Here is a 15,452-nt window from a genome sequence, read left to right as displayed (position 1 = left end):
TCGGAGCATTCCGGCTTGTGGAAACCCCATACAGGAACACAAGGAGAAGCAGATGGCCACTTTAGAAGGCGGCGCCTACGACGACGTGTTGTTCGGCTCCCGCTTTGACGATTTCATCCGTGCCCATGGCGGCGATGATCTCGTATTCGGAGGTGATGGCAATGACACCATCTTCGGCGACAACGGGAACGACACCCTTTTCGGCGGAAACGGCGATGACCTACTTTTCGGCGGAAATGGGAATGACATTCTGTTCGGTGATGCAGGAAACGACGTCCTGAGCGGCGGCAATGGGAATGATGTGCTGTTTGGCGGTGCTGGAGACGATGTTCTTCAGGGCGGCAATGGCGCAGACCTTCTCTTTGGCGGCGACGGAAACGATATCCTGCAAGGTGGTAACGGCAACGACATCCTCGATGGCGGTGCCGGTGACGATATCCTTATCGGCGGAAATGGCAGCGATACATTCCTGTTCAATGGTGGCGGCGGAAACGACGTCATTCTCGACTTCAATCCCGGTGAAGACATTCTGCAGATTCAGAAGGGCATCAATGGCCTTGATGTCTCTTCCGCAGACGATCTTGCCGATCGCGTCACGCAGGTTGGTGGCAATGTCGTTGTCGATCTCGGCAATGGCGATACCGTTACCCTCGTGAACACCAATGCAGACGACGTACAGGCCCATCCCGACCAGTACTTCACTGTTCACTAATTGAACAATTGAGAACGTGCCCGGCAATCCTCCCGCCGGGCACGTTTCGTCTTCACCGGGCACGCATACTCCCTGGCGGTGCGTGCCCGGGCCTTCCGGCAAGCGGGATTTTCCTGCAAGCCGATATTCCTGCAAGAATGAAAGGGCCTCACATTGAACCTCGACCATTCGGCGGACACTGAAAGCAAAACCGAGAACCTCTCCATTTGCCGTCTCTGCGCCGATGTCGCTGTGGTCATCTGGGATATCCCAGGCCCGGCTCGAACAACCACCAAATGCAAGTTTGAAATGCCAGTTCAGCCAGTCCCGCTGCTGAGCGTCGGCATTCCGCTCGAGAATGGCGGCTTACGCATGTTCTGGGCCCTGCGCACCGGCAACGAGCCCGCAGAACTTTCGCTCTCTGCTGGCTCCCTTGGCCCCACTGCTCAAGCGGCCATCTATCCGGCCAACGAACTTGCTCCCTTCGATGTCGAATATGTCGTCAGGGAACTTACTCTGCCCGGACATATCAAGCTTCTCACTAATTTGCTGACCACGTGGCGCAGCACTTTCCGGCTTTCGCGAAACCAGACTTTCGCATCCCTCGTGCGTGACCTGACTTTCGCACTGACGCCGGAACCGCGCGAGGCCCAGCATTGCGGCGAACCGGTTCAGGGTCATCATCTCCTTGAAACTGCGGTCGACCCGATGCTGGGTGAGATTTCGGCCATCTACGGCATCACTTCCGGCAGCGTCATGGTCATTCCGCCACGATTTGTGGTGGGCAAGCAGGCTCGCAACGCCTGGCAGCCATGCCATTTTCTGCTGGAAGCAGCGCAAGATCTGCCGTCATCGCTGTTGCTGGTCCTGACCGGCCAGAAAGGTGTTGCCGTTCGCAAACTCGCGGCTACGACCGGCGAACAAACAGATTTCGCCAAATGGTGGACCAAATGGCAGGGCAATGGCGCATTGCGGGAGTTTCTTGTTCGCCAGCTCGGCAAGCTAAGCTCCGCTGGTGCTGCGGTTGCCATTGATCTGCAAACGCGTACGCCATTGCCTGTTCGCCAGATCGCGCAGTCTGCTACCCATCCGGCAGCGGAAATCGATCTCGCGTTGGCGCTTGACGGTGGCTTGATCGTTGGCGGATGGATGCATGATCCGGCCGCCATGCTTGCAGATATCGAATATCTTCCAGAAGGTGGCAGCGCATTGTCGCTGAAGCCCAATTTTCATAAATTTGCCGGAAAGATCGCGAAACGGGAAGACGAACCGCAGCAGGATGTGACCGGCTTTGTCGCCTGGCTTCCTTCGGTGCAAAATCTCGGGCCGCTTTTGCAGCCGCGGTTCCAGATGCGCCTTGCATCGGGCGCGACCGCGCCGCTGGTGCCCGCGCCGCAGCCCTTTGAACCTTCCGCTCAACGCAACCGTATCTTGCGGTCGGTGCCACCGCAACAGGCAAGGCCGCACGTCTTCTCGCATATTCTTGGACCGGCGCTTACCGAAGTCGAGAATAAGCTCGCCGCAACGGTGCGGATATCCGAGGTGAAGGATTACGGAACGACACCAGCATCCCCGTTCGCCTCCATCGTCATTCCGCTGTACCGCAATCTCGACTTCCTGCGTTTCCAGTTTTCGTCCATGGCGACGGACCCATGGCTGGTTGAAAACGCAGAATTCATCTTCGTGCTGGATTCACCTGAAATTCAGGACGATACCGAACACATGCTGGGCGGATTGCACATCCTGCACGACATGCCGTTCAAGCTTGCCATCATGAACCGCAATGGCGGCTATGCGCGTGCCTGCAATGCCGGCGCCAGCATTGCCACCGGCACGACTATCGTGATGTTGAATTCCGACGTCGTGCCTGCTGAACATGGCTGGTTGCAGCGGCTGATCCAGCCTTTATTCGACCAGCCAAAGCTCGGAGCAATCGGCCCTCGCCTTCTGTTCGAGGATGGTTCACTTCAACATGCGGGGCTTTATTTTGCTCGCGACCGTCAGGGTATCTGGCTGAATCACCACTATTACAAGGGTATGCCAGGCAACTATCCGCCAGCGCTGCGTCCGCGCGAGGTGCCGGGCGTCACCGGCGCCTGCCTGATAACGCGCAAGGATATATTCGATCTCGTCGGCGGTTATACGGAGGACTATATCATCGGCGACTACGAGGACAGCGATCTGTGCCTGAAGATCAGGCAACTGGGCTTTCAGATATTCTATGAACCATCCGTAGCACTTTATCATTTCGAGCGCCGCTCGATCCGCCGCAGCGCGGATTACATGCGCGGCCTTGCCAGCCAATATAATTCCTGGCTCCACACACAGCGCTGGGATGATGACATTACTGAATTAATGGCTCTGCCACAGGAACAGGAAGGCACTGCCGACCTGTCCAATGTGATCATGACCAAATCTGAAAGGAGCGCCGCTTGACGGACGTGGTAGCGCTGAAACAGCCAGACCTTGAAGCCAAACCAGCAATACCCGATGCGCAGATCGACTGGCTGATGCAGTCTGTTTTGAAGAACCGCTTTTTGCCCTCACCCGATCCGAACAGCGTGTTCGTCGGCGATGGTGATTATCGTGCGGTCGGAGCGGAGTTTCTCGGGCATTTTATTCGCAAGGGCGGCCTTCAGCCCGACGCGCGCGTGCTCGACATCGGTTCGGGCATCGGCCGCATGGCAGTGCCGCTGACCCAATATCTCGACCCGGCAAAAGCCCGTTATTCCGGCATCGATCCCGTAGCGGGCGGCGTGAATTGGTGCCGCCAGAACATCACGTCGCGTTACCCGAATTTCGAGTTCCGTCACATCGATATCGCCCATGACCTCTATAACCCCAAAGGGGCGGTAAACGGGCTCACTCTTACTCTGCCATTCGCGGACAAGAGTTTCGATTTCGTCATCATGACATCCGTGGTCACGCATTTGCCATCAGATGAAGTCAAAACCTATCTCGATCAGGTATCCCACGTCCTCGCTCCCGGCGGAAAACTGTTCATGACGGCGTTCGTCGTGGATGATGTGGCCGCGCGCGACCGCAATGGCAAACGCGACAAGCGGCTTGCATTTGAACGCCACGGCAGCGGGCCGTGCTGGTTCGTGCCGGAACTGCCGCCGCTTGCAGCCGTGGGGTTTGAAAATGGTTTTCTGGACCGCGCCCTTGCCGGCGCGAAGCTTACGCTCGACACAAAATCCTTCGGTCACTGGCGTGGTATTGAGGCGGATCACTATCAGGATATTTTCATCGCCTCGCGAGGTGCTGCCTGATGGCTCAGCGTGTTCTCATAGCAGCCCATAACCATCCGTCTCTGCACCCCGGTGGAACGGAAATTTTCGCGCATGATCTGTTTCGCGCCTATCAGCGTGCAGGTTGCGAAGCCATGTTCATGGGCGCCACCAACAAGGTGCATCGTGAGGCCCGCCCAGGAACAAGCTTCCAGAGCATTGGCAATGGCGGTGACGAAATCCTGCTCTGGTCTGGCCATTTCGACCGCTTCTACATGAGCCAGATCGACCTTTACGGGATCGTTCCCGACATCGTTGAACTGTTGCAGGACTTCAGGCCAGATGTCGTCCATCTGCACCACCTGCTTTTGCTCGGTGCCGAATTCCCGCATATTGTCCGCCGCACTCTACCGGATTGCCGTATCGTGCTGACCTTGCACGATTATTACCCCATCTGCCACCATGACGGTCTGATGGTCCGCACCACCGGCAAGGAACTATGCCATGGAGCCGGTCCTGATCGCTGCCATGCCTGTTTCAAGGACATTGCGCTGGATAAATTCGTGCTGCGCGAACGGCATATCAAATCGCTTTTGAGCGCTGTCGATGCTTTCGTTTCACCGAGCGAATTTCTCAAGCAGCGTTACGTCGAATGGGGTCTTGCGGAAGAACTGATCACCGTCATTCCCAACGGCCAGCCGGAGCGTCCTTCTATGGAAATGCGGCCGGTCGAACGCAGCAAACCGGTCTTTGGCTATTTCGGCAATCTCAATCCGTGGAAGGGCGCGACAGTCCTGCTTGAAGCAGCACAGCAGCTCATTTCAGAAGATTTCGATTTTGAATTGCGCGTACATGGAGCAGCGCCGTTTCAAAGCGAAAGCTTCGTCAGCGAAATCGACCGGCTCTTTACCGAGACATATCCTTTCGTCCAGCGCCGGGGCGCTTATCGCCGCGAGGATATCGCCGAACTAATCCAGACCGTGGACTGCGCAATCATGCCGTCGATCTGGTGGGAAAATGCGCCCCTCGTCATTCAGGAAGCACAGGGACAGAACCGTCCCGTTATATGCAGCAATATCGGCGGAATGGCCGAAATGATCGAAAACGAGGTCAATGGCCTCACCGTTCCGCCGAATGATCCGCTCGCACTCGCCCAAGCGATGCGCCGAATGGCGGAAAACCCGGATTTGCGCCAGTCGCTCAGCGAGAATGCGCGTCATCCGGACACCATCGACACGACCGCCGCACGCTACCTCGATCTGATCGGGACATTGCGTATTGCACGTGTCGAGGCAGCATAAGAGGTAAATCATGAACATCGCGACCAAAGTTCCATCCGAGGGGGATACCAAGCAGGCAGCGGCACCCAATGCCACCGCCGGGCCTCAAAGGACCGAAGCCATGAAAGGACGCGTTGACGCCATCGAAGAAGGCCGTCTCTACGGCTGGGCCTTCGACCCTTCCGTTCCGACGGAACGGCTTCTGATCCGCGTCCTGCTCGATGATAAGCCTATCGCTGAAGCACCTGCTGACAAGGATCGCCCCGACCTGAAGCGCAACGGCATCGGCGATGGCAAACATGCATTTGAAGTGATGCTGCCGCAATTCGCAGCTGTTCGGGCTGGCGAACTGGTGGTGGTTGCCGCCAATTCGGCTGGCACAGAGCAGAAATTGCGCGTGCCGAAGCCCGACGAACAGGCCGCCGAAGCGCTTATCGCCGCGCCCATGACGCGCATTCTGGACAAGCTCGACATGCTGATGGCGGCGCAACGCCAGTTGCAGGTCAACCAGCGCTCGTTGCAGCGTGTCGCGCCAACGCTCGATGCATCCGGCAATGCCGCACCGGCGGAACTGCTGGATATTGCCAGTTCCGTCGACGGCCTACGCACCGATCTTCATCAGCGCATGACTGAACTCGACGTGCATATCATGCGCATGGACGGTGTTGTTGCTGGGCTGGAACAGCGCATGGATGACGTGCGCAAGCGCAGCGGCGGTGACCTCAAATTCCTGTTCTTGCTGGCTGCCGTTTTGACGGGGTTCGTCGCTGGCGCACTTCTCACACTTGCGGTCATGCCCTAAGGACGAGCCGCATGGTGCAAGACGAACGCCCCAACACGCAAAAAATTGCCTCGAGACAGGTACGCACGCCGGATCGTCCCCCCATGATGATGGAGGGCGAAATGGTCGTCGGCAGTGTGATCGAAGATACACTGGTGCTGGTACTTGGCATCGGCAGTGCTGCAAGCGATCAGGTGACGGCTTTTCTCAATGGCGATCCCGCCATGAGCGTGAAGACAAGTTTGATCACGTGGCCACTCAAGGAGCCTTCGCCTGCCGGGACACATGGTTTTGTCGCCATCGTGCCAACCGCTGCTTTGCGCCGCGGTACTCTCAAGACGATCATGTTTCAGCACCGGGCAAAGGTGGCCCGCTACAATTTCGCGTCCCGCTCTGCCTCCATCGCCGATTTTGTCGCGATGATCGGCGATCTTGCCGGACCGAGCTTGCCGAGCGTCATTGATGAACTGGTGGAAGGGCTGATTTCCGGCCCCATCAGCCGAAAAAAACTTTCGGCCATCACCGTTCTGCTGCAGGCAGGAGCCCGCTCCGATGGTTGCATAGAACTTATCGGTGGCAGCGATGAAGGCGAGATTTTTGTTCAGGGCTGGTCACAGGATCTAACCCCCGCCGTCACACGACTGCTGATTAGCGGCAAGAATCCTTCGCTTGCTGAATGCGCGATCAGTGTTTTTGCACGGCCTGACCTCAACGATGAAGCTTCCGGATTTGCAGGTCTTCTGCTTGCCAATGAACCAGTGGAACCAACTGATATCGAACGACTTCTGTTTCGCGGGCGAAGGGGCTGGCGTTTTACGGAAGTTTATGACCGCAGGCTGTTGTCCGGTTCGCGTGAAACGCCGGGCCATATTCGGGCGATCCTGCCACGAGTACGAAGCTCGACTGACATTCTGCTGCGCATGCGTTCCGCCGCAAACCGTTTCGATGGCGCGGATACGGTGTCGGGCCTCCCCTTTCCTGTCCGAATGGGGATCGACAATGTCTTCCGGGTGGAAGGCAGCGGCATGCTGGTTTCCGGCTGGCTGCTCGATCCCGACAGCCATGTGGAAAGCGTGAAGCTGCGCCGTCATCGCGGTGAAATTCAGATCGATACGACCTGGACCCGCATCGACCGGCCCGACGTCACACGCGAATTCGACAACCAGCCGCCCTTCAATGCGGGCCTTGACCCTAGCCGTCATGCCCATGGTTTCGTCGCCTTCGCGCCGGAGCTTGCCGGTGACAGCACCGCGCCTTTCTATCTCGAACTTGCGATCAGCGATGGTCGGCGCGCGTTCTTTCCATTGACACCGACCCGCGTGACCTCGCGGGATGCCATCGTCCGGCAAATTCGCGCAACCGACCCGAATGCATGGGCGCTGCGCCATATCGTCGATCAGCAGCTCGTGCCATTGCTGCGGGGCGTCAACCGTCCTGCACCGGAAGTCTTCGGTGTGATTGACCTCGGCCCCTTTGAAGATGCGATAGGACCGGCGCTCATCATCGGCATCGACGAGCGCGTCGAGGAAATCGAACCCTTGCTGGCGCTGCTTGCGCTCGACCCTGAAACCCGCATCGCGCCAATCGTGGTCGCGGCTGCGACCGAGATCATTGACCGTGTCGGCGTGCTGATCAGGCGTCTTGCGGATTTCTACCGCCTGCGCATCAGGCTCGTTTCGGCCACGGGATCGGAAGACCTCTACGATGCGCTGGAAGTCGGCGCCCGCACGGTTTCAACGGATCAGGTCATATTTCTGGCTGGATCGTTGCTGCCGCGCCGCGCCGGATGGCTGAACAAGCTCATCAGCGCCTATGAAGCGCACAAGGATTGCGTTCTGTCTCCCACTCTTGCCTATGAGGATGATTCAATCCGCTGGGCGGGAACCTGGGTTGCCGGACCGCAATCCGGCATGTCGGCGGATCGCGCCCTGATCAGCCGCTATGCCGGTTATCCCATCGATGCTGTTTCTGGAATGTCCCTGACGGAAGTGGCAACGGCGACGTTTGAATGCTGCATTCTGCCGCGTGAAGCCCTGTTTTCCGTCGGCGGCTTTACCCGCGGTTATCTCGGCACCCATGAAAAGGGACTGGACCTTGGCTTGAAATTGAAACAATCGGGCTTGCGCTCCTATTGGTTGCCTTCGGCACAGATGCTGGGAGCGGACGATACATCCGTAACCGACAGGGCATCGACCATAGCTCTCATCGAGCGCATCGACCGACAGGTCTTCGACGCCCGCTGGTCGTCCATTCTCGCCGGCAGGCGCAAAATACAGGCGGAGGAACTGGCATGAGCGATAAACTCCGCGTTCTTGTCATCTCGCACGCCCACCCTTCGATTTCGCTCGGCGGCGGTGAGATCGCTTCCTACAATCTGCACAAGGGGCTGAACGCCCTTCCCGATGTGCAGTCGGTCTATCTGGCGCGAGCCGCACACCCGATTCCGCGGCACGGCACGACGGCGCTCATGAGCATGCGGCGCGCCAGCGACGAAATCCTGTTCCATGCCGACGAATACGACCACTTCTACCTGTCGAACAAGAACACCGATGAGATCCGCCGTGACCTTCTACGCTTCGTGCGCGATTTCGACCCGGACATCGTGCATTTCCATCATGTTCTGGGCCTCGGGCTTGAAACGCTTTATGCCATTCGCGAGGCGCTGCCGGATCGCATCATTCTGGTGACGTTTCACGAGTTCCTGTCCATCTGCAATAATGACGGACAAATGGTCAAAGCTGGCACATCCAAGCTCTGCAATGAAGCATCCCCCATCGATTGCCACGCCTGTTTTCCGCAAATTCCGCCAGCGCGTTTCCTTAAGCGAGAACGTTTGGTACGCGGCATGCTGGAACTGGCCGACGCATTCGTCTCGCCGAGCGAGTTCCTTGCCAATCGCTATCTCGAATGGGGCCTGAACCCGGACAAGATGGCAGTCATCGAGAACGGTATCGCCATCCGCGATGTTACCCCTCCGCGCGAGCTGACCGGCCCGAACCCGCGTCGCAGCCGCTTTGCCTTTTTCGGTCAGATCAACCCGTTCAAGGGCATAGACGTTCTGGTCGATGCCGTATCGCGTGTACCGGAACAGGTATGGGGTGAGGATTCCCGCCTGATGATCTTCGGCGGCAATCTGGAGAAGCAGCCGCCCGCTTTTCAGGAACGTATGCAGAAACTGATTGAAGAGGCTGGCCCGCGCGTGCGTTTCTACGGCGCTTACCAGAATGCCGAAATGCCACGCCTCATGCAGTCGGTCGACTGGGTGGTGATGCCGTCCATCTGGTGGGAAAATTCACCCATCGTCATTCAGGAGGCCCTGCATCATCGCCGCCCGGTCATCTGTTCCAACATTGGCGGCATGGCCGAAAAAATCCGCGACGGCGAAGACGGCCTGCATTTCCGCGTTCGCAGCGCCGAGGATCTGGCCGACCGCTTTACAGAGGTGCTGAGCGAGCCGAGCATATGGGACAGGTTGCATCACTCCATCCGCAATCCGGTCCATTATGTCGACTGCGCCAGAGAGCATCTCGATCTTTATAACCGGCTGCGTGATTCAAAACCCCGCAGGCAAAAACCGGCGGTTTCGGAAACTGCCCTTTCTCAGGCAAGCTGAGCCTGGCTTGCCGGTATCTTTAGAAGAAGGAAGACCGTATGGCACGCGCCCTCGTCATGATCCCTGCGGGAGAAGTGTACGATCACGACAATGTCCGCTGGTATCGTCACACCGACGTTCAGGGCAGCATCAATCATTATCACAATATCGGCGATGCTTTCGTCTTCGAGTCATCATTGAAGCTGATGAATTACGAAAAGGCTTCCGAACTCCCGATCACCAACTTTTCTCCGGAGAAGATCGATCAGCTGCGCGAAGAGTATGATTATGTGATCCTGCGCGGCTCGAACTATATCCACAAGGACATGAACTGGCGCGACACAATCCCGGTATTGCAGCGGCTGAAACTGCCGGTCATTGCCTTTGGTGTCGGAGCACAGGCGCCGGTCAGAGGGGAAATACAACTTTCCGAAGAAACGAAAGCGGTCCTACGCATCATCGCAGATTCCACGACGTCCATCGGTGTGCGTGGCGCTTATACCGCCCAGGTGTTGAACGATATCGGCATCCGCAATGTGCGCATTATCGGTTGTCCGACTGCGTTTCGTCGCAACAACCAGCATTTGCGTATCAAATTGCCACCGCTGGAAAATGTTGCAAAGGTCGGCGTTACGGTTCGCCGCGAGGTTTCACCAGCCTATGCGCAGGATATCGAGCAATATCTGACCCGTCACCGCGACCTCATCAAATCCATGGCCAAACGCTTCGATGTGACATTGATGGCGCAGGGCGAGATTGATGAAAAGAAGATGGTCTTCGGCACGGCGGAGCAGAAGGAAGAGGCTATTGCAGCCCTCAAGAACCATCGCTGGACAGCGGACTGGTATTTCGACGAAACGATAGAAAATCTCTATCGCCATCGCATGTTCTATTCGGATGTCGTTGCCGATTACGAGGAACTGGTGCGCAGGCAGCATCTCGTTCTCGGCTATCGTCTGCATGGTAATCTGATGGCACTGGCCAATGGCGTGCCGTCCATCTATTTCACCTATGACAGCCGCACTGCCGAATTCGCCGAAACCTACAAGATACCGAGTTATGACGTCTTCAGCGACAAACCTTTCCGACTGGAAGACTATTGGGACCAGGCGCTGTTCGACAAATACAACCGGGCCTGGTTCGAGACCTATGCCGAGATGAAGCAGTTTCTCGATGAAAACGGTGTCGACAACAAGATGACCGAAACCGGGCTTCCCATCGCAGAACTCAAGGTCGCCTAAAGGTTTAGTCTTTTGGCAGTTGAGCGGGACTATTACCCTTCTGTTCTTCTGCTAGAAGCGACCAGGCTGCAATAAACATCGCAGCAATCAGCGGCCCCACCACGAAACCATTGATCCCGATCAGTGAAATGCCCCCAACCGTGGAGATCAGCACGACGTAGTCCGGCATACGGGTACCTTTTCCGACGAGCGGAGGGCGCAAGAGATTATCGACCAGTCCGATCACGAATACGCCGACAAAGACCAGAATACCGCCGCTAATCCATTCCCCACTTGCAAAGAACCAGGCCGCCGCCGGAACCCAGACAAGTGCAGCACCGACAGCTGGCAGCATGGAGAGGAACGTCATCAACACGCCCCAAAGCAGAGCCGCTTCTACGCCCAAAGACCAGAAAGTCACCCCGCCTATCGTGCCCTGAATGATGGCAATAATGATATTGCCTTTCACTGTGGCACGGATGACTGCTGTAAACTTTTCCAGGAATTGCCGCGTATAATCATCGTTGAGCGGAATGGCCTGCCTGATCTTCCGCCCCAAATCCGCACCGTCGCGGAACAGAAAAAACAGCAGATAGAGCATGATGCCGAAGCCGATAAAGAATTGCAGCGTATTCTGGCCAAAGCTGACTAATCTTCCGGCAAAAAGTTGACTGCCCTGCATGATCGCAGACGATATGCGCGCGCGCCATTCTGCGAAATCACCCAATTCAAATCGAGTCAGCCATTCTTCCAGCGAATCCGGCAAAGCGCCGAGAATGCGTGAGATATAGCTGTTCAGATCGAATTCACGACTGCTCAGGCGCTGATAGAGAGAATTCCCCTCCTGCACCAGTGAGCCGAAAATCGCGAGCATGGGAATGATGACCAGACAGATGCACATCAACACGGACAGCAGCGCCGCGATATTCTTCCTGCCCCCGAGCAGGCGTTCAAGGCGCTGCTGCACCGGCGAGAAAACCACGGCAAGGATAACGGCCCAGAGAACCGCCGAATAATAAGGCAGGAGCAGCCACGCAAAGGCGATCGTGACCAGTGCCAGTAAAATATAGAAGCTCGCGCGCTGGACGGACATAATCACCTGCTGCAGATTTCCGGGTCAGGAAACCCTGCCCGGAAAACCATTTCAATTCAATAGAGAAGCATAGGCCCGACGGGTTATGCTGCTTTCAGAGGCACCTGTTGTTCATTGGGAAGTGAACGCGCAAGCGTGCTTAGAAGATCGCTTTGCGATACCAAACCGATGATGCGGCGCATTTCATCAACGACCACGACAGCATGCGCCAGTCCATCTGTCAGGCTGGGCAAAAGGCTCATCGCCGGATCGACCTGCGAAGCGGTCGGAGCCTCCACAATATAGTTTTTGAAATCGTCGCCCGGATGCATCAATTCGCGCAAACCGACGACGCCCCTCAGGCGGCCATCGAATCCGCGTACCGGCAATGTAATGAGATTATGTCGCAGAATCAGGTCACGCGCCTGGCTCGCCGTTGCATCTTCATCGATACTGACGACATCGCGAGACATAATGTCCGCGCATGTCAGATCACCATGCGAACGAATGGACGCTTCAAGCTCCACCTGCCGCAACAGACGTCCAAGATCGTTTCGGTCAATATCGAAGCTTTCATCCAGTGCAAGCAAGGCGCGATCGATGTCTTCCTCGCGGATACCTATCCGAACTGAAGGCGGCAGATCTTCAGTGCTGTGTTTGTTTACCGGAACAGCCGCCGCCACATGCGGATATTTCCGGCGAGACAGTTTGTGAAACAAGATACCAAGGCCGACGAGAAGGCAAGAGTTCAGTGCAACCGGCACAAGCGGAAACAGCAAGCCCCACTTGGCAACCGCTGAACCACCAAGAACGGCAGTGAGCGCCGCTGCGCCACCGGGCGGATGGAGGCTGCGGGTAACGGACATCGCCGCGATGGCGAGCGCCACGCCAAGGCCAATTGCCAAAGCCGGATCATCGACAAACCGGGTGACGGCCAGCCCCACAAAGGCTGAAATCGTGTTGCCGCCGATAATCGACCATGGCTGGGCCAGCGGACTTGTTGGAACGGCAAAGAGCAGAACCGCCGAAGCGCCGATCGGCGCTACGATCAAGGGCAGATGCGGACCACTCCCCAGCAACATGCTTGATAAGAAACCGGTCAGCGCAATACCCAGCAGTGCACCGAGGCAGGCCATTGAACGTTCTCGCAGCGTCGCACCGGCAAGCACCGGTTTGAACAGTCGGAACGCGCGCGACTGGTGTTGTTCAGTATCTCTCTGGGACATTCCGTCAATCAGGCCGATGAAAGGGAGCTTTAGCGAAAACCCGTTAAAGCTAAAGACTATTCTCTTGGGGGTGAGACAATATCCTGCCCTTGCCGGATTCGAACAAGAAAGCAAATCCGTATCCGCGCGTCAGAAGGGAAAAATCGTTCTCCTTTCATCAACTCATCGAGAACAACGGTCTCAATGCCATCTCAAGCCCAAGTATCATAAGGCCGATCAGAAACCACCGACGGAAGTTTTCCGGTCGGATCTTGCGGCGGCAAGCCTGCCCTATGAACATGCCAACCAGCGAAGGAACGACCGCCAGAACGGATGCAAGCAGGAGATCACCCGAATAGGCCTGTCTGCTCGAGAGCCCGACCGCAAGTGCTGCGGTCGAAACGGTGAAGGAAAGCCCAAGCGACTGCACGAGATCGTCTTTTCGGAAACCCAGCGATTGCAGATAGGGCACAGCCGGAATGACGAATATTCCGGTTGCACCCGCAATCAAGCCAGTCAACAGTCCGACGACAGGAGACAGCAGGCGTTCAAGCCTTTCCGGCACCCATAATTGGCGGGCAAACAACGTATAGGCTGCATAGATAACAAGCGAGAAGCCCAGCATCGATGTAGTAACTGCAATGTTTCCGCCAACCAGAACCGCAGTTCCCGCGATGGTTCCGGCTACTATGGCAAACATCATACTCCAGAGACGTCGCGAAAGTTGGCCGAAGCGAGGCCCAGCCAAAAGCTGCCAAAGATTGGTAACGAAGGACGGAATAATCAACAGGCTTGCTGCTGCAAGCGGAGATATCAGCGCGCCCAGTATGCCCATGGCGACCGTGGGCAGTCCCATTCCTGTCACACCTTTGACAAAGCCGGCGCCGAGGAACGTAATCACAATCGTCAGGATCAAGAAGAATGAATAAGTCATGCTCCTCCTATAGCGACATGACCAGCGGACGGAATGCGGAAGTTCCTCATCCAGCCTTCGGCTTTCCCATAGGCAGAATTCACGTTACCATTGCTTATGCGTTTTGATCTTACCGACCTCCGCCTGTTCCTCGCCGTCGCCGATACCGGCAGCATCACCCACGGTGCGGCTGAAATCGGACTGTCGCTTCCAGCCGCGAGCGAACGCCTGCGTGATATGGAGGCTACAGGGCAAGTCTTGCTCTTGGAACGAGGGCGACGTGGCGTTGCCCTTACCGAAGCGGGAGAAGCACTTGTCCACCATGCAAGGACAGTGATGCGACAGATGGCCGACATGCATAGCGAATTGGGCTTGCATGCCAAAGCCATGCGTACGGCCATTCGCGTCGCGGCGAATACCGCTGCCGTTACTGAGTATCTTCCGGTAAGGCTTGCCGCCTGGATGTCGAAGAATCCTCGCATCGATGTGGAGCTGAAAGAACGGCAGAGCAACGATATCGCCCGTGCGGTTTTGCGGGGTTTCGTTGAAATCGGAATTTTATCGGATGCGGCAGACACCGCGGGAATGGAACTGGTCCCATTTGCGACAGATCAACTTGTGGTAATCACCGCCAGGCACCATTCACTGACCGAATCTAAGCACGTGAGTTTCTCGGATCTCCTGCAGGAACAATTCATTGGCCTGTCAGCTGGCGCCTTGCAGGAACACATCGAAATGCAGGCAGTCCGGCTAGGGGGACGGCTTAAAATTCGAACGCGGCTCCGCACTTTCGAAGGGATCGGCAATATGGTTGCCGCTGATGTTGGGATTGCGATCCTTCCACTGTCAGCTGCCCGTCGGATCGGAAAGACAGTGCCAATTATGGCTGTCACGCTAACCGATGCATGGGCAAGAAGAAACTTGGTAATCGCTGTGCGGTCTCTGGAAGATTTAGCCACACCTGTGCGAAATCTTGTCGATTATCTCACTTTGAGTGGTCAACCTCTCGCAAGCAAGCCGACAAGAGGTTGATCCGTAGAACTCTTACGAATTGAGATCGGCAAGCAGATCGTCATAGACCTTGCATGCGCCTGCGAGATCGCTCGTTGCCTGTGTCTGGGCGCCGCTCATTTTCTGAGCGATTTCCTGAGCTTTCTGGGGATTGGAAGCAGCAACTTCCTGCATTTTCGTGGCGACTTCCATAGCCTTTGCCTGGACTTCCTCAGCCGTGCAGGCAAAGGAAGGGGTAGCCAGAACAACGAACAAAGCGCCCAGAAGATACTTTTTCATAATAGTCCTCTCCTAATCTAATTTCCATGAATGCGCTTTGCATCTAGCAAGGAATTTTCTTTATCTCTAGCTAAAACAATAGTTGACGAAAAGACTTCACAGAATTGCAATATATCTGGATGCACATACTTTTAGAAGAATTCCAGACAGGAACTCATAACTATCGGTGGCTCAGCAA

13 protein-coding genes are annotated in these 15,452 nt (G+C 56.4%); 9 read left to right on the top strand and 4 right to left on the bottom strand.

Annotated features, from left to right (window positions below; translation table 11 throughout):
- Positions 1-52: 52 nt before the first annotated feature.
- The 8 genes from JNC70_RS11845 (at position 53) to JNC70_RS11810 (ending at position 10,815) form a co-directional block, all read left to right on the top strand.
- On the top strand, positions 53-712 hold the full coding sequence (locus tag JNC70_RS11845; RefSeq protein WP_104754450.1) for a calcium-binding protein: 660 nt from the start codon (positions 53-55) through the stop codon (positions 710-712).
- A gap of 153 nt (positions 713-865) precedes the next feature.
- Positions 866-3,127, top strand: a complete 2,262-nt coding sequence (locus JNC70_RS11840) for a glycosyltransferase family 2 protein (RefSeq protein WP_104754449.1) — start codon at positions 866-868, stop codon at positions 3,125-3,127.
- Positions 3,124-3,963, top strand: coding sequence for a class I SAM-dependent methyltransferase (locus JNC70_RS11835; protein WP_104754448.1), 840 nt, complete (start codon positions 3,124-3,126; stop codon positions 3,961-3,963). The genes JNC70_RS11840 and JNC70_RS11835 overlap by 4 nt, the downstream gene beginning before the upstream one ends.
- Positions 3,963-5,222 carry a glycosyltransferase family 4 protein gene (locus JNC70_RS11830; RefSeq protein ID WP_104754447.1) on the top strand — a complete coding sequence of 420 codons (1,260 nt, stop codon included), beginning with the start codon at positions 3,963-3,965 and terminating at the stop codon, positions 5,220-5,222. Before JNC70_RS11835 ends, JNC70_RS11830 begins: the two co-directional genes overlap by 1 nt.
- 10 nt (positions 5,223-5,232) lie before the next feature.
- Entirely contained in the window at positions 5,233-6,003 is a 771-nt protein-coding gene (locus JNC70_RS11825; RefSeq protein WP_104754446.1) for a hypothetical protein, read from the top strand.
- A gap of 11 nt (positions 6,004-6,014) precedes the next feature.
- Positions 6,015-8,276, top strand: coding sequence for a glycosyltransferase family 2 protein (locus JNC70_RS11820; RefSeq protein WP_374788594.1), 2,262 nt, complete (start codon positions 6,015-6,017; stop codon positions 8,274-8,276).
- Positions 8,273-9,595 carry a glycosyltransferase family 4 protein gene (locus tag JNC70_RS11815; protein WP_104754444.1) on the top strand — a complete coding sequence of 441 codons (1,323 nt, stop codon included), beginning with the start codon at positions 8,273-8,275 and terminating at the stop codon, positions 9,593-9,595. Before JNC70_RS11820 ends, JNC70_RS11815 begins: the two co-directional genes overlap by 4 nt.
- Before the next feature lie 38 nt (positions 9,596-9,633).
- The gene (locus JNC70_RS11810; RefSeq protein ID WP_104754443.1) at positions 9,634-10,815 is read left to right on the top strand and encodes a polysaccharide pyruvyl transferase family protein; all 1,182 of its coding nucleotides are present in this window, start codon (positions 9,634-9,636) and stop codon (positions 10,813-10,815) included.
- Between the two features lie 4 nt (positions 10,816-10,819).
- On the opposite strand, the gene JNC70_RS11805 is transcribed toward JNC70_RS11810, so the two are convergent.
- From JNC70_RS11805 to JNC70_RS11795, 3 genes are all read right to left on the bottom strand, one after another.
- Positions 10,820-11,887 carry an AI-2E family transporter gene (locus JNC70_RS11805; RefSeq protein WP_104754442.1) on the bottom strand — a complete coding sequence of 356 codons (1,068 nt, stop codon included), beginning with the start codon at positions 11,885-11,887 and terminating at the stop codon, positions 10,820-10,822.
- Between the two features lie 83 nt (positions 11,888-11,970).
- A complete protein-coding gene (locus tag JNC70_RS11800) occupies positions 11,971-13,092 on the bottom strand; it encodes an HPP family protein (RefSeq protein ID WP_104754441.1) in 1,122 nt (373 codons plus the stop codon).
- Between the two features lie 157 nt (positions 13,093-13,249).
- Entirely contained in the window at positions 13,250-14,005 is a 756-nt protein-coding gene (locus JNC70_RS11795; RefSeq protein WP_104754440.1) for a sulfite exporter TauE/SafE family protein, read from the bottom strand.
- 96 nt (positions 14,006-14,101) lie between these two features.
- Here JNC70_RS11795 and JNC70_RS11790 point away from each other — a divergent pair, with 96 nt between their 5' ends.
- Positions 14,102-15,016, top strand: coding sequence for a LysR family transcriptional regulator (locus JNC70_RS11790; RefSeq protein ID WP_104754439.1), 915 nt, complete (start codon positions 14,102-14,104; stop codon positions 15,014-15,016).
- A 12-nt stretch (positions 15,017-15,028) separates the two neighbouring features.
- Here the strand turns inward: JNC70_RS11790 and JNC70_RS11785 are convergent, their stop codons facing one another.
- Entirely contained in the window at positions 15,029-15,274 is a 246-nt protein-coding gene (locus JNC70_RS11785; protein ID WP_104754438.1) for a hypothetical protein, read from the bottom strand.
- Positions 15,275-15,452 lie beyond the last annotated feature (178 nt).

The sequence above is a fragment of the Brucella oryzae genome, from assembly GCF_041929965.1.
Taxonomy (GTDB): Bacteria; Pseudomonadota; Alphaproteobacteria; order Rhizobiales; family Rhizobiaceae; genus Brucella; species Brucella oryzae.
This window is presented reverse-complemented; position numbering and strand designations above follow the sequence as displayed.